At 67.2% G+C, this 19,419-nt stretch carries 16 protein-coding genes; 4 read left to right on the forward strand and 12 right to left on the reverse strand.

Translation table 11 applies throughout. The annotated features are described in order from the left end of the window. The first annotated feature begins 5 nt into the window (after nucleotides 1-5). The 3 genes from lpdA (at nucleotide 6) to RD110_RS08980 (ending at nucleotide 3,259) form a co-directional block, all read left to right on the forward strand. Complete coding sequence (lpdA, locus tag RD110_RS08970; protein WP_076198699.1) at nucleotides 6-1,424, forward strand: dihydrolipoyl dehydrogenase; 1,419 nt, start codon at nucleotides 6-8, stop codon at nucleotides 1,422-1,424. Nucleotides 1,425-1,505: 81 nt separating this feature from the next. Next, nucleotides 1,506-2,606, forward strand: coding sequence for a cell division protein ZapE (zapE, locus tag RD110_RS08975; RefSeq protein ID WP_076198701.1), 1,101 nt, complete (start codon nucleotides 1,506-1,508; stop codon nucleotides 2,604-2,606). 17 nt (nucleotides 2,607-2,623) lie between these two features. Beyond that, the gene (locus RD110_RS08980; protein WP_076198703.1) at nucleotides 2,624-3,259 is read left to right on the forward strand and encodes a hypothetical protein; all 636 of its coding nucleotides are present in this window, start codon (nucleotides 2,624-2,626) and stop codon (nucleotides 3,257-3,259) included. Between the two features lie 18 nt (nucleotides 3,260-3,277). On the opposite strand, the gene RD110_RS08985 is transcribed toward RD110_RS08980, so the two are convergent. The 3 genes from RD110_RS08985 to RD110_RS08995 all read right to left on the reverse strand — a co-directional run bounded on the left by RD110_RS08985 (nucleotide 3,278) and on the right by RD110_RS08995 (nucleotide 7,039). After that, complete coding sequence (locus RD110_RS08985) at nucleotides 3,278-3,682, reverse strand: hypothetical protein (protein ID WP_076204684.1); 405 nt, start codon at nucleotides 3,680-3,682, stop codon at nucleotides 3,278-3,280. Between the two features lie 101 nt (nucleotides 3,683-3,783). Beyond that, the gene (locus tag RD110_RS08990; protein ID WP_394329446.1) at nucleotides 3,784-5,625 is read right to left on the reverse strand and encodes a M14 family metallopeptidase; all 1,842 of its coding nucleotides are present in this window, start codon (nucleotides 5,623-5,625) and stop codon (nucleotides 3,784-3,786) included. A 103-nt stretch (nucleotides 5,626-5,728) separates the two neighbouring features. Next, nucleotides 5,729-7,039 (reverse strand): aspartate aminotransferase family protein, encoded by a 1,311-nt coding sequence (locus tag RD110_RS08995; protein WP_076198705.1) that lies wholly within the window; start codon nucleotides 7,037-7,039, stop codon nucleotides 5,729-5,731. A 99-nt stretch (nucleotides 7,040-7,138) separates the two neighbouring features. Between RD110_RS08995 and RD110_RS09000 the strand changes: the two genes are divergently transcribed. Continuing rightward, nucleotides 7,139-7,996 carry a LysR family transcriptional regulator gene (locus RD110_RS09000; protein ID WP_076198707.1) on the forward strand — a complete coding sequence of 286 codons (858 nt, stop codon included), beginning with the start codon at nucleotides 7,139-7,141 and terminating at the stop codon, nucleotides 7,994-7,996. Nucleotides 7,997-8,001: 5 nt separating this feature from the next. Here the strand turns inward: RD110_RS09000 and RD110_RS09005 are convergent, their stop codons facing one another. The 9 genes from RD110_RS09005 to RD110_RS09045 all read right to left on the reverse strand — a co-directional run bounded on the left by RD110_RS09005 (nucleotide 8,002) and on the right by RD110_RS09045 (nucleotide 19,415). Further along, nucleotides 8,002-9,774, reverse strand: coding sequence for a sigma-54 interaction domain-containing protein (locus tag RD110_RS09005; RefSeq protein WP_239467204.1), 1,773 nt, complete (start codon nucleotides 9,772-9,774; stop codon nucleotides 8,002-8,004). A gap of 54 nt (nucleotides 9,775-9,828) precedes the next feature. Continuing rightward, nucleotides 9,829-10,953, reverse strand: a complete 1,125-nt coding sequence (locus tag RD110_RS09010) for a branched-chain amino acid ABC transporter substrate-binding protein (RefSeq protein ID WP_076198709.1) — start codon at nucleotides 10,951-10,953, stop codon at nucleotides 9,829-9,831. A gap of 36 nt (nucleotides 10,954-10,989) precedes the next feature. After that, nucleotides 10,990-11,682: an HAD family hydrolase gene (locus RD110_RS09015; protein ID WP_076198711.1), complete on the reverse strand. Its 693-nt coding sequence runs from the start codon at nucleotides 11,680-11,682 to the stop codon at nucleotides 10,990-10,992. Nucleotides 11,683-11,696: 14 nt separating this feature from the next. Beyond that, nucleotides 11,697-12,452: an enoyl-CoA hydratase/isomerase family protein gene (locus RD110_RS09020; protein WP_076198713.1), complete on the reverse strand. Its 756-nt coding sequence runs from the start codon at nucleotides 12,450-12,452 to the stop codon at nucleotides 11,697-11,699. Further along, complete coding sequence (locus RD110_RS09025) at nucleotides 12,449-13,795, reverse strand: phenylacetate--CoA ligase family protein (protein ID WP_076198715.1); 1,347 nt, start codon at nucleotides 13,793-13,795, stop codon at nucleotides 12,449-12,451. Before RD110_RS09025 ends, RD110_RS09020 begins: the two co-directional genes overlap by 4 nt. A 9-nt stretch (nucleotides 13,796-13,804) precedes the next feature. Continuing rightward, nucleotides 13,805-14,251, reverse strand: a complete 447-nt coding sequence (locus RD110_RS09030) for a thioesterase family protein (RefSeq protein WP_076198717.1) — start codon at nucleotides 14,249-14,251, stop codon at nucleotides 13,805-13,807. Between the two features lie 202 nt (nucleotides 14,252-14,453). Beyond that, on the reverse strand, nucleotides 14,454-15,278 hold the full coding sequence (locus tag RD110_RS09035; protein ID WP_076198719.1) for an efflux RND transporter periplasmic adaptor subunit: 825 nt from the start codon (nucleotides 15,276-15,278) through the stop codon (nucleotides 14,454-14,456). Beyond that, nucleotides 15,275-17,266, reverse strand: a complete 1,992-nt coding sequence (locus RD110_RS09040; protein ID WP_076198721.1) for a preprotein translocase subunit SecA — start codon at nucleotides 17,264-17,266, stop codon at nucleotides 15,275-15,277. Before RD110_RS09040 ends, RD110_RS09035 begins: the two co-directional genes overlap by 4 nt. A 1-nt stretch (nucleotide 17,267) precedes the next feature. Beyond that, the gene (locus RD110_RS09045) at nucleotides 17,268-19,415 is read right to left on the reverse strand and encodes a PqqD family peptide modification chaperone (RefSeq protein WP_076198723.1); all 2,148 of its coding nucleotides are present in this window, start codon (nucleotides 19,413-19,415) and stop codon (nucleotides 17,268-17,270) included. Nucleotides 19,416-19,419: the final 4 nt, after the last annotated feature.

Here is a 19,419-nt window from a genome sequence, read left to right on the forward strand (position 1 = left end):
GAAGAATGTCCAAGCAATTCGACGTCATCGTCATCGGCGGCGGCCCTGGCGGCTACATCGCGGCCATCCGCGCGGCCCAGCTGGGCTTCAACGTGGCCTGCATCGACGAGTGGAAGAACGGCAAGGGCGGCCCGGCTCCGGGCGGCACCTGCACCAACGTGGGCTGCATTCCTTCGAAGGCGCTGCTGCAGTCGTCCGAGCACTACGACCAGGCCAACCACCACTTCGCCGACCACGGCATCGAGGTCAAGGGCCTGGGCCTGGACGTCGGCAAGATGCTGGCGCGCAAGGACCAGGTGGTCAAGCAGAACAACGACGGCATCCTGTACCTGTTCAAGAAGAACAAGGTCACCTTCTTCCACGGTCGCGGCACCTTCGCGGCGGCCAAGGACGGCGTGTACGACATCACCGTCGGCGAGGAAACGCTGACGGCCAAGAACGTGATCGTGGCCACCGGCTCCAATGCACGCGCCTTGCCCGGCACGCCGTTCGACGAGGAACTGGTGCTGTCCAACGACGGCGCGCTGCGTGTCGGCGCGGTGCCGAAGAAGCTGGGCCTGATCGGCTCCGGCGTCATCGGCTTGGAAATGGGCTCGGTGTGGCGCCGCCTCGGTGCCGAAGTCACGATCCTTGAAGGCCTGCCGACCTTCCTGGGCGCGGTGGACGAGCAGATCGCCAAGGAAGCCAAGAAGGCGTTCGACAAGCAGGGCCTGAAGATCAACCTCGGCGTGAAGGTCGGTGAGGTCAAAACCGGCAAGAAGGGCGTGAGCATTGCCTACACCGATGCCAAGGGTGAAGCCCAGACGCTGGAAGTGGACAAACTGATCGTCTCCATCGGCCGCGTGCCGAACACCATCGGCCTCGGTGCCGACGCGGTCGGTCTGAAGCTCGACGAGCGTGGCGCCATTGTCGTGGACGACGAATGCAAGACCAGCCTGCCAGGCGTGTGGGCCATCGGCGACGTGGTGCGGGGCCCGATGCTCGCGCACAAGGCCGAGGAAGAAGGCGTGGCCGTGGCCGAACGCATTGCCGGACAACACGGCCATGTGAATTTCAACACCATCCCGTGGGTGATCTACACCAACCCGGAAATCGCCTGGGTCGGCCAGACCGAGCAGCAGCTCAAGGCCGCGGGCCGCGCCTACAAGGCCGGCACGTTCCCGTTCCTCGCGAACGGTCGCGCGCGTGCACTGGGTGATACCACCGGCATGGTGAAGATGCTGGCCGACGCGGCCACCGATGAAATCCTCGGCGTGCACATCGTCGGGCCGATGGCCAGCGAACTGATCGCCGAATGTGTGGTGGCGATGGAGTTCCGCGCCAGCAGCGAAGACATCGCCCGCATCTGCCACGCCCATCCTTCGCTTTCGGAAGCCACGAAGGAAGCGGCACTGGCCGTCGAAAAGCGTACGCTGAATTTCTAAGTTTCGAACGAAAATGGCTGCCAGCGTAGGTGAATCCTGCGCTGGCAGCTATTTTATTTAGAGCAACCCGAGGTCTTTTCCGTGAGCGTGAAACAAGCCTACGAGGCCGAGCTGGCCCAGCGCGGCTACACCGCCGATCCGGCGCAGTTGCGTGCCGTCGATGCGCTGGAGCGTTGCGCCAGCGAATGGGCCGCGTTCAAGGAAAAGCGCTCCAACGCCTTCAAGAAACTCATCAACCACCCGGAGATCCCGCGCGGCGTCTACATGTACGGCGGCGTGGGGCGCGGCAAGAGTTTCCTCATGGATTGCTTCTTCAACGCCGTGCCGCTCAAGCGCAAGGTGCGGCTGCACTTCCACGAATTCATGCGCGAGGTGCACCGCGAACTGGCCGACCTGCATGGCACGCCGGACCCGCTGGACGAACTCGGCCGGCGCATGGCCAAGCGCTACAAGCTGCTGTGCTTCGATGAGTTCCATGTCGCCGACATCACCGACGCCATGATCCTGTATCGGCTGCTCAAGGCCTTGTTCGACAACGGCGTGGGTTTCATCACCACCTCCAATTTCCGCCCCGACGACCTGTATCCCGACGGCCTGCACCGCGACCGGATCCTGCCGGCCATCGCGCTGCTCAACGAGCGGCTCGAGGTGGTCAACGTCGACAACGGCACTGACTACCGACGCAAGACCATGGAGCAGGTCAAGCTCTACCACACCCCGCTCGGCCCCGAGGCCGACGCCGAGATGACAGCGGCCTTCGAGAGCCTGGCGGAATCGCACGACGACGAAGACCCGGTGCTGCACATCGAGCAGCGCGAGATCCGCGCCCGGCGCAAGGCCGGCGGCGTGGTCTGGTTCGACTTCCGCATCCTGTGCGGCGGCCCGCGCTCGCAGAACGACTACCTCGAGATCGCCACGCAGTTCCACACCGTGCTGCTCAGCGACGTGCCGGTCATGGCCGTGCGCCAGGCCTCGGAGGCGCGGCGCTTCACCTGGCTGGTCGACGTGCTGTACGACCGCCGCGTGAAACTCATCATGTCGGCCGAAGCGGTGCCCGAGGAGTTATATACGGCCGGCCCGCTGGCGCACGAATTCCCGCGCACTGCATCGCGCCTGAGCGAAATGCAGTCGGCGGAATTCCTGGCGCTCGAGCGCCGGTCGGTCGACACCGGCCTGACTTGAACCTACCTGACGCACCCATGAAGAAATTTTGCCTGGTACTGCTGCTGACACTCGGTTCCTCCGGCCTGTGGGCGCAGGCCTCGGCACCCCCTTCGAAGCCCCTGGCCGGCGGCCTGGACGTGGCCGCCGAGCGCAGCCGCATCTCGGCGGAGCGCCAGCAGGTGGAGGCGCGCTTCAAGGCCGAGGAGACCGCCTGCTACCAAAAATTCGCGGTCAACGACTGCATCAACGCCAGCCGCGTCGTGCGCCGCGAGAAGCTGGCCGACCTGCGGCGCCAGGAGATTTCGCTCAACGACGCCGAGCGCAAGCGCAAGGGTGCCGAGCAGATCCAGCGCATGGAAGACAAACAGAAGGACCAGGTGCCGCCGCAGCCGATGCACCAGCGCGAACGCGGCAAGCCGGCCAACCCGGGCCAGGCGGGCCAGACAGGTGAACAAGCGCCGCGCGAAGCCTCGGCGCCGAAAGTGCCGAAGCCGCGCACACCGCATGTGCCCGTGGTGAAGGATCCGGCGGTGGCCGCCGCCGAGGCCGCGCAGGAACGCGAGCGCTACGAGCGCAAGCTCGAGGAGGCCGCCGCGCACAAGGCGCAACTGGCCAAGCGCAACGCCGAGCGTACCAAGCCTCGCGCCCAACCGCTGCCGCCGGCGCCCTGAACCGGGCCCCGATCAAGATCAGGTCATCTCTTCGATGACCAGTTTCCGGTACTTGATGGCGCACGCGAACGGCGCCTGGCGCACGGCCTTCATCACTTCTTCGGTCTCGTCCGCGCTCGGCGCGTACACCATCAGCGCGTGATGGCCCTTGCTCGCCAGGTCGGCATAGCTGCGGATCGTGGCGGCCTCGGTGCCGACCGAAGGCAGCGGAATGTCGGCACTGCCGACGGTACGCACCACTTTTTCGAGCACCTCGTTCGGCGTGAGCACCATCGTTGGTTTGCCATCGTGTGCGCTCGCGGGCAGGGACCGCGCCACCTGCTGCACGTGTTCCTCTTCCGGAAGCATCACAAAAAGATAACCCGTGGGGTAGAAGACGCCGGCCATGGTGAGCATGCCGGGGTCGAGTTCGAATCGTTGCATCGCGCGCTCCTCGTTCGTGTCATGCAACGATTAGCGGCGCACAGGGCTGTGCCGTCTGTCAGCGCAGCCCATCGCCTGTCGTAGGACGCCGATCCTGCCGGTCAGTCGATCGGTTCGAGCTTGAGCGAGGGCTCCGACATCACGCGTGCCGCGCTTTGCAAGCTGTCGAGCACGTGGTTGGCAAAATAGCTGTTCTGCGTGTCCGGCTCGAGCGCGGCCAGCGCCAGGTTGGCCAGCGGCTGGTTCAGGGACACGTAGAAGCTGCCCATCGGTGCGTCGATCACGCCGCGCACCAGGTCCACCTGGGCCTTGATGATCTCGCCGCCGCCGGCCACGCTGCCGCGCACGTCGTCGCGCTGTCCCAGGCTGCGACTGGTCTCGCGGTAGACATCGGCCAGGATGGAGCTCGATTCGCCCACGCGCTGCACCTGCACGCCGAGCAGCTGCAGCCGCTCCACCGCGCCGGTGGACGCCGCCGACAGCCAGTAGCCGCAGGGCCGCACACGGGCCTTGAGTTTTTCCAGCGACAGGGATGAGTTCCAGTCCACGGTGAGCAGGCGATCCGCGCCGGTGGCGGGATCGAGCATCGCCAGCTGGTACTGGGCCGGCGTCTGGCCGGCTTCGACCACGGCCTCCGCGCTGCAGGCCTTGCTCGCGATTTCCTTGTCCATGTAGGGCCGCAGCTTGTTGATGTCCTCGGCTCGGCTCGCGGTGGACTGCAGCACGCTGACGATGGCCGTGACCTGGGTGTGCACGCGCCGCTGGATGTGCATGCGGCCGATGCCTACGCCACGCGTCTCGATGAGCAGGCTCACAGCGTTCTTCAGGCCGTTCACGTTGCGCCCGGTGTCGGGCTGTACGCCACCCATGGAGATGCGCTTGTCGGCCAGGTCGGTCGAGGTGGTGTAGTACCACTCGTCGGTCAGCGCCTGCGCCTTGAGCGCGGCGCGCACCGGCCGGCGGTACCACTCCTCCGACGCCCGCGGCAGGAACTCGGGCAGGTTGGGCGTTGTCGCGTATTGCAGCAGGGCATCGAACTTCTGGATCGTGCCGAACTTCTCGAGATAACGGCCGACCACGGTGTATTCGTGTGCGTCCACCACCACCGCCGGCCGGTAGTCGCGGCCGAGCTTGGCCAGCGCCCGGGCCTCGGGCGTCTGCAACAGCAGGTGGTCGCGGTTCATGTCGATGCCATTGGCGGTGACGCGGCTGTCGGCCGCTGCGCCGTCGGGGTTGGCCCGCGGCACGATGACCACGTTGATGCGGTCGAGCACCGGCACGAGCAGGCCCTGCGCCAACTCGCGCGCCACCACCAGCAGCGCCTCGCTGCCGGCGGGTTCGTTGCCATGCTGCTGCCCGATCAGCAGCACCGTGGGTTTGCCGCCGGCCAGCAGCGTAGCCGGGTCGGTGGCACCGGCGCGGGTCAGCACCAGGGCTTCGAGCGGCTTGCCCTGCTGCGAGGAGCCGATCTGCAGCACCGCGGCCTGGGCGCCCGAGGCCGGGCTGGCGGCGAGTTGCCTGAGCCAGGCCGAGACTTCCTCGTTGCTGCTGAACGCCGTGCGGCCCGGGTTCAGCCCGGGAGTGCTGTAGGCGATGGCCGGATCGGGGAAGCGCGCGGCCACCGCTTCGTTGTAGGGCGGCTTGTCCGGCACGACGGCGGGGACGTCGCCCACGCCGGGCGTGGGGACCGGAACGGCCACGGCGGCGCCGGGTGCAGGTGCCGGCGCCAGGATCACCACCGGCGCCTGCTGCGCGGGTGCTGCGACCTGCGGCGCCGTGGCGGCCGGGGCGGTGCCGTACGGACGCCATGGCGGCAGTGGCGTCGACGTGCAGCCAGCCAGCCAGAGGGCTGTGGCCAGCGCGGCCATCGACGTCCGCCGCCATGGCGCAGGTGCTGGCTTGAGACAGAGCGGTCCGAGCGTCGGGATGTTGTTAGGCTTCATGCTGTCTCTCTGTGGTGCGGGGAAATCGGGCACCATGTTACCCGGCTGCCGGCGCCGGGCCTACAGACATTGGCCTACACGCAGGCCCGCGCCGGGCCGCCCCTCACGCTTTCGCCAGGACCGTTTCGATCGCCCGCTTCAACAGATCCAGCCCGAGCTCGATCTCTGTATCGCTCACGGTCAGCGGCGGCGCAATGCGGAACACCCCGCCCATGCCCGGCAACTGCACGATGTTCATGCTCAGGCCGAGCTTCATGCATTCCCGCGTGATGGCCGTGCCGAGTTCGGGCGCGGCTTCCTTGCCGGCCTGGCTCTTCACGATCTCCATGCCCAGCAACAGGCCGCGGCCACGCACATCGCCGATGCAGTCGAACTCGCGCTGCAGCGCGCGCAGGCCGCCTTCGAGCCTCTGGCCAGCGACGCGCGCACGTTCCACCAACCTGTCACGCTGCACCACTTCGAGCACCTTCAGGCCGACGGCGGCTGGCAGCGGATCGGACACATGCGTGGTGTAGAAAAGGAAACCGCGCGCATGGCAGGCCTCCTCGATCTCGGCGGAGGTGACGACCGCGGCCAGCGGCAGGCCCGCGCCCAGCGTCTTCGACAGCGTGAGGATGTCGGGTGTCACGCCGTCGCGCTCGAACGCGAACATGGTGCCGGTGCGGCCCACGCCGGTCTGCGCTTCGTCCAGGATCAGCAACATGCCGCGCTCCGTGCACTTGTGCTTCAGCGCGGCCAGGTAGCCCAACGGCAGGTCCAGGATGCCCCCGGAACTGAGGATCGGCTCGGCGATGAAGGCCGCGAGGTTGCCGCTCGACTGCCGGTCGATCAGGTCGAAGGCGTAGTCGAGCTCGGCCTGCCAGTCGAACACGCCGCCGCGCTCGAAACGCGGGCGGTAAGTGTTGGGCGCGGGAATCGCGAACGAACCCACGGCCGCCGGCCCATAACCCTTGCGCCCCGCGCTGTAGGTGGCCGAAGCGGCGCCGCCGGTCATGCCGTGCCAGGACTGCGCGAAGCTCACGATCTCGAATTTGCCGGTGTAGAGCTTGGCCATCTTGATGGCCGCCTCGTTGGCTTCGGCGCCGGTGCTCAGCAGCATGGAGCGTTCCAGGCCCGGCGGGGTGATTTCGGCCAGTTTGGTGGCCAGGTCGACCACTGGCCGCGTGAGCATGCCGCTGAACAGGTGGTCGAGGTTCTTCGCATGGTCGGCCACCACGGCGGCGACCTCGGGATGGCCGTGGCCCAGCAGCGAACTCATCTGGCCGGAGGTGAAGTCGAGGATGGCGCGGCCATCGGCGTCATAGACGAAACAGCCCTGGGCCCGTTCGATCACCATGGGCTCGAAGCTGCCGCCGTAGCGGATCAGGTGCTGGCGTGCGTTTTGCCAGAACAGCGGGTCGTCGTTGCGAGACATGGGGGCTCCTTGGAAAGATGGGCAGCCACCAGCTTAGAAAACATCGAGATTCAAATAAAGCTAATATTTCTAAACCTAGAATTAAGAAAATCTGATACCTTGGCCCGCCACCTCGACATCGACCTGCTGCGCACCTTCGCCGCCATCGCCGAGACACAGACCCTCGGCCGTGCCGCCGCGCGCATCGGCCGCACCCAGGCGGCGGTCAGCATGCAGGTGAAGAAGCTCGAGGACATGCTGAACCAGCCGCTGCTGAACCGCACCGGCCGCGGCGTGGTGCTGACGCTGCATGGCGAGCGGCTGCTCGGCCACGCGCGTACCATCCTGCGCCACCACGATGCGGCCCTGGCCGACATCTCGGGCGCGGGGCTGTCGGGCACGATCCGCTTCGGTTGCCCCGACGACTACGCGGCGGCCTTCCTGCCGGCCATCCTGCGCGACTTCGCGGGCCGGCATCCGCAGGTCTTCGTCGAAGTGTTCTGCGCGCCGACGCCGCGCTTGCTGGAGCGCATCCGCCAGCATGCGCTCGATCTGGCGCTGACCTCGGTGGCCGAGACCGACGCCAAGGCCGAAGTGATCCGCCGCGAACCACTGGTGTGGGTCGGCCAGGCGGGCGACAAGGCCGGGGCGCGCACGCCGTTGCAGCTAGCGTTGTCCGATCCCGACACGCTGGACCACCGCGCCGCGTGTGCTGCGCTCGAGGCTGCGGGCCGGCCCTACCGTGTTGCTTACGCGAGCGGCAGCATCTCGGGGTTGTTGGCGGTGGTGCGATCGGGCCAGGCGATTGCGGTGCTGACGCAGGCCGCTGTGCCGGCCGACCTGCGCATCCTGGGCGTGGCCGACGCCTTGCCGCCGTTGCCATCGGTTGGCCTCACGGTGTTGTTCGATTTGGCCCGGCCGCCGGCGCTGGTCACCGAATTCGCGACGCATCTGCGCACGATTCTTCCCGCGCTGTAGCCCGTTTACTCTGCCCTGGGTCCACGCTCCAGCGTGATGCCGTGTTCACGCACCTTGGCGTACAGCGTGGGTTTGGAGATGCCAAGCCTGCGTGCGGTGGCTGTCACGTTGAAGCCGCAGTGCTGCAGCATGGCGACGATGGCTTCGCGCTCGACCTCGTGCAGGCTGCGTGGCGCAACGGCCGGCACGGATATCGTGTTTTGTGGGTCCGCGGCATGCGCCATCGGCGCAACCAAGTCCTGCAGTTCATCCGGCAGATCGCTCAGTTGCACCAGCGGGTGCTCGGTGAGGTTCACGATGCGTTCGATGGCGTTTTCCAGCTCGCGCACGTTGCCCGGCCAGTTGTAGCGGTGCAGACGCTCCAGCGCCTCGGGCGAAAAGCCGAACACGTTGCGCGACAGCAGGCCGGCGTATTTGGCGATGAAGTAGTTGGTCAGCAGCGGGATGTCGCTCGGCCGCTCGCGCAGCGCCGGCAGGTTGATGCCGATCACGTTGCAGCGGTAATACAGGTCTTCGCGGAACTCGCGCAGCCGCGACATGGCGCGCAGGTCGCGGTTCGAGGCGGAGATCAACCGCACGTCGATGGGGATGCCACGGCTGTCGCCCACGCGTACCACCTCGCGCTCCTGCAGCACACGCAGCAGCTTCGCCTGCACGTCGATCGGCAACTCCGAAATCTCGTCGAGGAAGATGGTGCCGCCAGACGCCGCCTCGAACTTGCCGGGCCGGCCTTCCTTGCGCGCACCGGTGAAGCTGCCAGGGGCATAACCGAACAGCTCGCTCTCGATGAGGTCGCGCGGCAGCGCGGCGCAGTTGATGGCGACGAACGGCCCGTCGGCACGTTCACTCGCGTTGTGGATGGCCTGCGCGAACACCTCCTTGCCCACGCCGCTTTCGCCGAGCAGCATCACGTTGGCAAAACCGCGCGCGGCCTTCTTCGCGGCGTCCACGGCGCGCAGCAGCGCTTCGCTCTGGCCGATCAGGTCGGCAAAGGTGTAGCGCGCATGGCTGCCGTTGAACTTGTCGGCCACCTTGCGCACGCGCTGGATCTCGCGGAACGAGTTGACGATGGAGATCACGCGGCCGTGCCGGTCCTCGATCGGCACGGCGGTGTCGATCAGGTGCAGGTGCCGGCGCGGCGAATCGATGATGAGTTCGCGGTCCTGGTAACCCACGCCGCTGGCCAGGATCGGCGCGATGATGGGCTCGAAGTCGAGCATTTCGCTGAACTTCCGGCCCACGCTTTCGGCCGGCACCAGGCTCAGGATGCGGCCGGCCGCGGCGTTCAGGTGTTTGACCACGCCGTCCCGGTCCACCACCAGCAGGCCGTCTGTGATGTGGTCGACGATGGCCTGCTGCTCGCGCAACTGGTGCGCCTGTGCGTCCACCAGCGCCGCGGTTTCCAGCGCGATCTGCCAGAGCAGCGCGACGGGCTTCAGGAGATCGTGCAGGCCGTCGCCGCCTGACTTGCGCCGGCCCAGCACGAACACCGAATCCGGCGCGTCGCCGATGGCGGCAATGCCTTGCAGCCGGGCCAGCATGCCGTTCAGCACGACTTCGAGTTGCGCCTTGGCGACACCATCGCTCGGTTCGCTCAGCGTCTGGGGTGTCCCTTCGATGATCAGCGGCGCCCCGTCGGTCCAGACCATGTGCTGCGTGGCCGTCCAGACCACGCAGCACTCGAGCCCGTCCGCGACGAACTGGCGCGTCAGGTAGGCCCAGATGCGTTCTGATGCGTTGTGAGACGGTGACTCGGTCGAGGGCTCGATGTGTTGCACTTCGGTGGGTCGGAAAATGCGGTCCAGTTTATATGACCGCCTGCGTGGCTAGGGCTACTTCGCGAGTGGTACGAGTTTGCCGCCGAGCACGTTGTAGACCGTGACCGGCGGGTTGATCCATTCGCCGGTGGCGTCGAACTTCACCTTGCCGAGCAGGCTGTCGTAGTCCACCTTGGCCAGCGCGGCCGTGATCTGTTTCGGATCGGTGCTGCCCGCGTCCTGCATGGCTTTGGCGGCGGCCAGTGTGGCCACATAGAAGGCCGGGGCGTACACGTCGATGTCGGCGCCATAGGCTTTCCGGAACTTCTGGGTGAATTCGGCGCCACCGGGCTGCGAGGCCAGTGGCGAGCCTCCCTGGGCGCAGATGAACTTGCCTTCGAGCACGGTGGCGCCGAGCGTCAGGACGTCATTCGAACAGATGCCGTCGCCACCCATCAGCATCGCGTCGAGGCCGAGCTGTTTCATCTGGCGCGCCATGATGCCGGCCTGTGCGTAGTAGCCGCCGTAGAAGATCGCGTCCGGCTTCTCGCCGCGCAGCTTGGTCAACACTGCGGTGAAATCGGTGGACTTGTCGGTGCCGAACTCATGGCCCACCACCTTGAGCTTGAGTTCGGTCGCGGTCTTCAGGAATACATCGACCACGCCCTGGCCGTAAGCCGTGCGATCGTCCACCACGGCCACCGATTTCACGCCGTGATCTGCCGCATAACGCGCGATGGCCGCGCCCATCACGTTGTCGTTCGCGGCGAGGCGGAACACCGTCTTGAAGCCTTGCTGCGTGAGCTTGGGATTCGAGGAGGCTCCGCTGATCATGGCGATGCCGGCGTCGTTGTAGATGCGCGAGGCCGGGATCGACACGCCCGAGTTGTAGTGGCCCAGCACGAAGGCCACCTTCTGGTCCACCAGCTTCTGCGCCACGGTCACCCCGGCGCGCGGATCGGCCTGGTCGTCCTCGGACAGCAGTTCGAACTTCACGCGTTTGCCGGCCACCTTGAAGTCGGAGGCGTTGAGTTCGGCCACGGCCAGCGCCACGCCGCGTTCGTTGTCCTTGCCGCTGGTGGCCTGCGGGCCGCTGAGCGGGCCGGCATGGCCGATCTTGACGACGACGTCCTGGGCCATGACGGCGGAGGAAGCGAGCGCCAGCAGGGCAATGGCGATATTCGATGAAGTTTTGCGCATGGTTTCTCTCTTGGTGGCTGGGTTGAAAAATCGGAGTCAGCTGGGCGAGAGCACGGCTTGCACGCCGGCCAGCGTCGGGAATTCGAAGTCAGGGCGCGGTTGCCAAGGGCCCAGGCTCTCGCCGCCGCGGTTGATCCAGGCCACGTTCATGCCCAGCGGCTTGGCGCCGTCGATGTCGGCCCAGGATGCCAGCGAGCAGTGCAGGATGTTTTCCGGCGCCACGGCCAGGCGGTCGATGGCGAGTTTGAAGATGGCCTCCGACGGTTTGTAAGCGCGCGCCATTTCGGCCGTGGTCACGTGTTCGAAATAATCGACGAGGGCGCTGCGCTGCCAGAGGTCGCTGTCCATGTTGGTGATCGGCATCAGTGGATAAGTCTTTGACATCCATTCGAGCGCGGCCACCGCGTCGGTGTGTGGTGGCGAATCCTCGACCAGATGGCCGAGGAGCATGTCGGCGAGCTGGTCGATGTCGACACGCCGCGTCACGCCGGGTTCGAGTCTTTCGAGGCAGTGCGCGAGCGCGATGGTGCTCACCTCGCGGTAGCGGCGGAACTTGCCGCCGCGGTAGGTCTGTACGTTGATCACGTCCCAGTCGAGGTAGAGCTCGGCGGCCGTGCGTGGCGTGTCAATGCCCGTCGCGTCGAGCACGGCCTGCATGCCGCGGATGCCGCCCCGGTCTACGTCCACCAGCGTGCCGAAGTAGTCGAAGGTGATGGCCTTGATCTGCATGAGGATTCCTTGTTTTATTTCTGGCCGAACTTGCGCACGCGTTCGGCGGCTTCGGGCCTGCCGAAGGCGGCGATGGTGGCGTCTTTTTCGAGCTCCAGCGCGGCCGGGAGTTGCGGGTTTAGCTGGGTGGTCAACAAGCGCTTGAGCCGCCCCACGCTGAAGGTCGATTTGGTGGCGACCTTGGCCCCCACTTCCAGCGCCTTGGCCAGCATCTGCTGCTTCGGCACGACCCAGTTGACGATGCCCAGCGCCTTCAGGTCCGCCGCGCTCTGCCGCTCGCCGAGCAGCCACAATTCCATGGCCTTCTGGTAGCCCACGACTTGCGGCAGCAGATGGGTCACGCCGCCGGTGACGAACTGGCCCCAGTCCATCTCGGGGAAGAAGCACACCAGGTCGTCGGCGGCCACCACCATGTCGCAGTTCAGCAGCCACTCGAAGCCGCCGCCCACGGCGTAGCCGTGCACCGCGCCGATCACCGGCTTGGCGCCGAACATCAGGTCGCGCGTGATCTGCTGGATGCGGTCGATGTGTTGCACGATGGCGTCGGCGTCCCTGGTCTGGTCGCCGAATTCCTTCAGGTCGTCGCCCGCGCAGAAGGCGCGGCCGTTGCCGCTGAGCACGATCACCTGAACGGCTTCTTCGGCTTGCGCGAGGCGCAGCGCCGCATGCAGGTCGTCCATGAGTGCGCCGCTGATGGCGTTGAGCCGCTCGGGCCGGTTCAGGATGACGTGGCGCACCGGGCCGTGGTTTTCGATGTTGACGTAGCTCATGGCTTGGTCTCCTTCTTGACTTGTTCGACCCATTGCGTCTTGCCGTCCGTGCGTGGGAAATACTGGAAGGGCACGATCTGCACCAGCGCCGTGGCGCCGATGCGTTCGCGCACGGCCTGCTCCAGCGCGCGGGCCGCGTCGGGCCAGGCCTCGGGTGGCAGGCCGAGCGCGGCTTCGGCGCGTACATCGACGCGGTCGTAGGGGCCCGGGCCGTCGAGCAGGATGCGGAACTGGCCCGAGCTGAGGTCGGGATGGGCCTCGATGCCCGCACGCACCGCGCTCGGAAACACGTTGATGCCGCGCACGTTGAACATGTCGTCGGTGCGGCCACTGACGCGGAAACGCGGCGCGGTGCGGCCGTCGGGGCCGGGTGCGACGCCGGTGATGGTGACCACGTCGCGGGTGCGGTAACGCACGAGTGGCTGGCACTGCTTGCGCAGGTGGGTGCAGACCAGTTCGCCGGTCACGCCTTCGGCGATCGGCAGGCGCTGCAGTGTCACCGGATCGATGATCTCGACGAAGACCACGTCGGCGCCATGGAACAGCAGATCGTTGGTCCAGTCGGTCTGGCCGCCGATGATGCTCAGCACCTCGGAGAGACCGAAGTTCGCATTGCGCACCTTGAAGCCCCACTTGTCCTCCATCTGCGCGCGGAAGTCGGGGTTGTCCAGGCCGGCCTCGCCGCCGAACAGGCCGAGTTTCAGGCCCAGGTCGCGCGGCTGCAGGCCCGGGAAATGTTCGCGCAGGACTTCCTCCAACAGGGCCGGATACGACGGCGTGCAGGAGATGGCGGTGATCTTCAGTTCGCGTATCGAGGTGACGAGTTGTCTGGTCTGGCCCGTGCCGTAGGGCAGCACGGCGGCGCCCGTTGCTTCGAGGATGGTGTGGTCGGTGAAGCCGCCGGTCCACATGCAGTAGTTGAGGCAATGCACGGCGCGGTCGGTCGGGCGCAGTCCGGCAGCCCACATCGAACGCGCGCCCACATGGGCCACGTCGAGTGCATCGCGGCGTGAATTGGCCAGGATCAACGGCCGGCCGGTGGTGCCCGAGGTGCGGTGCAGCCGGGCCACGTCGGCCTCGGTGCAGGCCACGTATTCGCCCATGGGATAGGAGGCTTCCTGGCTGATGCGCAGGTGGTCTTTTTCGGTGAAGGGCAGGTCCTGCAGGTCGTCCAGGTTCGGCGTCCTGGAAAAACGTTCGCCGAACAGGCGCTGGTAGAAAACAGAGTGTTCGCCGAGGTAGCGCCATTGCTGCGCCCAGCGTTCTTCCTGCGCGCGGCGGATGTCGGCAGGAGCGAGAGTTTCGAATTCGGGGTCGAAGAAGGTGTCGTTGCTGGTTGGCATGGGATGTGTTCAGAAGGTGGCGGGGGCTGGAACGGGCGGCGCGGCGCGGCGGGTCTCGGCCCTCACCGAAACCATGGTCTGGCTGACGATGGCGCGTGCATGCCGTCCCTGGCCGATGAGGCCGGCAGCGTCGCGCACCGTCACGTCGAACCAGTAGAGCCGGCCGTCGAGATGGGAGAAGCGCGCCTCGGCGCGCACGGTTTCGCCGACGGCGGTGGGGGCGGTGTGGGTGATCTCGACCGCGGCACCGACGCTGAGCTGGTCCGGCTTCAGCAGCGGCTGCAGCAACTGAGCGCAGGCGCGTTCGAGCAGCGCCAGCATGGCCGGCGTGGCGAGAACGCTAGGGTAGTTCTCACCCGAGGTGACCGCGTACTCCGAGGCCAGGTCGCCAGGCGTCACGGTCTGGTCGATGGCGACTTGCGCGCCGGATTGGAGAAGGGGTTCTGAGGTGCTCATGCACACCTCTTTGCAATAGGTATGCCACCCCGAAATCATTGGATTTAGGTGAAGATGGGTGTGAAAAGATGCGTGTAGACCGATTTTATGCGGCTATTCGCGGGGCGACGCCGATGGTCGCGCAAAAGCTTGACGGCACAAAAGATGTCGACCGGCAAATTTCTTTCCGGCGTGGCGGCACCAGGGACGCCGACCTCCCGCTTCAGCCCGGTGCCGGGCCGAAGGACGCGCTGCAGCGCACGCCCAGCGGTATCTTGCCGCTTGGGTTCGGCAGCTCCAGCCGCACGCCGAAGGTGCCGCTGGCCGAGTCGACCACCGTGTCCACCACCCGCACCGTGGCCTTGTAAAGGCCTGCGAACGGTGCTTCGGGCTTGATGTCGGCCAGGTCGCCGGCCTTCACGCGGCCGTACATCGCCACCGGCAGCACCACTTCGACACGCGCCGGGTCGGTCTGCGCGAGCTTCAGGATCGCGCCTGCACTTTCGCCGGCCTGGGCCATTTCACCCGGGTGTTGCAGGCGGTCGGTGACCACGCCGTTGACGGGGCTGTTGATGCTGCGCCGGCCGAGTTCGGCTGCGAGCCGCTGCACTTCCAGCTTGGCCAGTTCGCGGTTGTCACGGGCCTCGAGCAGGTCGGCCTCGGCCACGCGCGACTCGGCCAGCGTGTCGTCGCGGTCCTGGCTCGAGACGAATTTCTCCTTCACCAGTTCTTCGCGGCGGCGCAGCTTTTCCTTGAGGTGGGCCAGGCGCGCATCGGCGGCGGTCACCGCGCCCTGCATCACGGCCCGGTAACGCGCGCCGTCGAGCGCGGCCTTTTCCACCGAAGCGTCGAGGGTCACCAGGGGCTGACCCTTGCGGATGACGCTGCCGCGGTCCACCGGCACGTCGACGATCTGCGCGGTGACGGTGCTGCGGATCGACAGCTTCTGCGCGGGCTCGATGAGGCAGGGCAGGGTGTCGGCGGCGAGAGCCGAAGCCGTGGCAAGTGCGGCAAGCGTTGCCGCCAGGGATTGACTGAGGTGTTTCATAAACGTCCCGACATCGACAAAAGGTCCGCCAACTGATCGTCGACGCGCAAGGCTTCGCGCCGAGAGTTGTGGTGCTGGTGTTCGGCCTTGCGCTGCGCGAGCCAGCGCGCCAGGCGGAATGCAGCGTTCCGCGCGCCGGCCTGCTGCAGTTGCCTCGCCAGCCGCGACAGGGCCGGGGTGAACTGGGTGAACAGGTCGTCGTCGAGCGCCACGATGCATTGCGCGCTGCCCGGGTCGCCCTGGCGTCCGGCACGGCCGAACAATTGCCGGTCGACGCGGCTCGATTCGTGGTGTTCGCTCAGGATCACGTGCAGGCCGCCGCGACGCAGCACCTCGGCCGGCAGCTTGATGTCGGTGCCGCGCCCAGCCATGTTGGTGGCCACCGTGACCATGCCCGGCAGGCCGGCGCTGCGCACCAGTTCGGCCTCGGCCGCGTCCTGCTGCGCGTTGAGCACGCGGTGTGCGATGCCGCGGTGGGCCATCACCAGCGACAGGGCTTCGGAGGCTTCCACCGATCCCGTGCCGACCAGCACCGCACGTTCGGCGGCGACCAGACGCTCGACCTCGCTCGCGATGCGCTGCCACTTGGCCGGCGTGTCGGCCACCACGATGTCGGGCCAGCGCACACGCGCCGAAGGGCGGTGCGTGGGAACCACCAGCGTGCGCAGGCCGTAACAGGCGCGGATCTCCTGGCGCACCTCGCGCGCCGTGCCGGTCATGCCCGCCAGCCGCAGGTAACGCGCGAAGAAGCGCTGGTAGGTGATGCGCGACATGGTCTTGGCGCGGTCCGACAGCGCGCAGCCCTCCTTGGTCTCGATCATCTGGTGCAGGCCTTGTTCCCAGGTGCGGCCTTCGAGTACACGACCGGTGTTCTCGTCGACGATCTCGACCTTGCCTTCGCGCACCACGTAATGCCGATCTTTCAGGAACAGGTGGATCGCGCGCAGCGCCTGCATGACCCAATGCTCACGCGCCAGGCGCACCTGCCATTCTGCGGCGGAGGCCGATGCACTGGCGCCAAGCAGCACGCTGGCCTGGGTGATTTCCTGCCGTCCCAGCACGGTGAGTTGGATCGAACGGTGGCGCGGCGCGATGATGAAGTGTTTTTCGGGCTCCAGTCTGGCGGCCAGTTGCAGCGCTTCGGTGAAATGGGTGCTCTCGCCGGTGGCGCCGAGTTTCACGGCCAGGATCAGCGGTGTGCGCGCCTCGTCGATGAAGATGCTGTCGGCCTCGTCGACGATGGCGAAGTGCAGGCCGCGCAGCAGCGCCTGACCCGCGGCCTCGTGGTCCACCCAGTGGCGCAGGTGCTGGCGCGCGGCGCTCACGTCGGCGCCGAAATTCGAGCGGTCCTTCAGGTAGTCGAACACCAGTTCCTTGCCGGTGCAATAACAGATGTGTCGGGCGTAGGCCGCGCGCCGCTCGCCAAGCGACATGCCGGTGATGATGGAGCCGACGCCGAGGCCGGCGCGTTCGAACAGCGGCTTCATTTCTTCGGCGTCGCGCTCGGCCAGGTAGTCGTTCACCGTCACCACATGCACAGGAATGCCGGCACTCGCCGCGAGTGTGGCGCCGAGCGCGGCCGTGAGCGACTTGCCTTCGCCGGTCTGCATCTCCACGAGGCGGCCGGTCAGCAGGCCGGCCGCGCCGAGCAACTGCGCAGGATACGGCTCCATGCCCAGGCTGCGCCGGCACAACTCGCGCACGCCGGCCAGCGCCTCCGACAGGTGCGCGGTTTCGCCCCAGCCGCGACGCGCGCTGCGGCGCAGCTGGCCCAGCAGTTCGGCCTCGCCGAGTTGCCGCATCGCGCCAGCGCGGCCCACGGCCTGCTGCACGCTCTGGCGCAGCGCCTGGTCGCGCCGATCCAGTGCTTCGAACTTCCGCCAGCAAGCGCGCGCCCACCGATCGAGCGCAGTTTCGCGCAGGTCGGCGCGCTCGGGATAAGCACTGCCGCTGCGGGCCAGGTCGAGGTTGGCGTTCAGCGATGTCATTTCAGATATTGAGGTGAGCGAGGAAAAGCCGTCGTGCATGCCGCCACCAGCGCCAGCCGATGGCCTCCGGCGACTGCTCGAGTGCCACATAGGCACGGGTGCCGATGGCGCCCAGCGTGGGTGTGTCCGGGGTTTCGATGTCGAACTGGAACGCCGTCTCCATCGCCGTGGCGCCGGTCTCGTCGCGCGGATCGACGGCGAACTTGCCGCCGCCCGTGGCACCGAGTGCCGCGCTCGGCAGGTTGTGGCTGGCCTGCGGCGTGCTGCGCGCGAGGCGGCCGGTGTAGGTCTTTTCGACGGCGCCAGCCATGCGGACCTCGATGCCGCGCAGGTCGGCCAGGTCGAGTTCGGCCTCGGCCTGCGTGAGTGCCACCCGCACCAGCGGCACCGAGGCGCCGATCACGTAACCCAGCATGTCGCCGCGTTTGACGTAGCGGCCCGGCAGGTCCTGCGCCTGCTCCAGCCGCACGGTGCCGGGCACGCCGGCGCGCAATTGCAGATCGGCCACGTCGGCCTGGGCGCGGACCAGCGCGGCTTCCTCGGCATTCACTTCCTCCTGCATGCGCGCGGCCACGGCCGGCTGGCTGACCCAGGCCGCGTCGAGTCGGGCCTGGGCCAGCGCCAGGCGGCCGGTCTGCTCGGCAACCTTGGCGACAAGATCCGCGTTGTGGGTGGCCACCACCATGTCGCCGGGCTGCACGGCAGCGCCTTCGTGTGCGGCGATGGTCTGCACGAAGCCGTCGGCGCGCGCGCGCAGGATCGCCTCCTCGGGCAACCAGGCGATGCCCTGCACCCGCACGTGGCGCGGCAGCGGCAGGGCCAGCAGCAGGCCGAGCAGCAGGGCCACGCCACCTATCACCGCGCCCCAGGCGCGCCAGGGCCGGGCGGCGAACTGTGGCGACGACCACAGGCTGAACAAGCCCTTGCCAAGTGGCCAGACCACGCTGGTGGCGAGCGACCAAGCCGCGAGCAGCACACCGACGAAGAAGTATTGCTGCGCCACGAACCAGGCGATACCGAAGCTCACCGTGAGCCGGTACACCAGCGCCAGCGGCGCATAGGCGGCGAGCCAGCCGAGTTCGTAGCGGCTGGCCGGCGGCATCTTCGCGCCGCGCGCGCCGAGTACGAAGCGGCGCAGCAGGAACTGCCAGAACGCCGTCGCGCGTTGTGAGAGATTCGGCACGCCGATGGCATCGGCCAGCATGAAATAACCGTCGAAACGCAGCAAAGGATTGCCGTTGAACAGCACGGTGCTCACGCTGCCAAGCACCATCAGGTTGTACAGCACCGAGCGCCAGAAGCCGGGTTCGATGGCCATCCATAAGAAGAAGGCCAGCGCAGCGATCCACAACTCGACGACCATGCCGGCCGCCGCCACGCGCATGCGCGCCCAGCGGCTGGGAAACGCGTTCGAAGCCGAGGCATCGACGTAGGGCGAAGGGTAGAACATCAGCAGCATCACACCCATCTCGTGTACCTCGCCGCCGCGTCGGATGACGGCCGCGCCGTGCGCCAGTTCGTGGGCGAGCTTGAGCAGTGGATACACCAGCGCGGCGAGCAGCAGGTTGTTGGCAGCCAGCATCTGTTCGCCGAAGTTGCGGCTCAGGTCCGGCCAGTGCGCCGGTACCAGCGCCAGCGCCGTACCGACCACACCCAGCCAGGCCGCCCAGACCAGCGCCGCGGGTATGGCGGGTGTGACGGCGAGCAGGCGGCGCAAAAAGCTGTCAGGGTCCCACAGCGGAATCTTGATCGACATCGGATTGCCGACCGACTGGCGCCGCTTCTGCCGTTGCTGGCGTTCGTGGCGCACCAGCAGTTCGGCCGCGTCGGGCGTGGCATCGACGACCAGAAGGTCCTGCGCATTGAGCTGGCCGACGAGTTGCAACACGTCGTCCTGGCTCGGCGTGTCGTCGCTGATCTCGCGGCTGATGCGTTGCCAGATCTGATCGAGTGAATGCCGGCCGTCGAGCAGGCGCAACACGCGGTAGGCCTGCGCATTCAGCCGGTGCTGGCGCGCGCCGCCCACGTCTTCGAGCACGTGCCAGACCGCGCCATGGGTCACATGGCGGTGCACCCTGGCATGCGGAACCAAGCGTGGGCGCAGGCCGGCCACGCGGTGCCATTGTTCGGACAGCAGCGCAACGCTCATCGAA

It is taken from the genome of Rhodoferax koreense (assembly GCF_001955695.1).
GTDB lineage: Bacteria > Pseudomonadota > Gammaproteobacteria > Burkholderiales > Burkholderiaceae_C > Rhodoferax_B > Rhodoferax_B koreensis.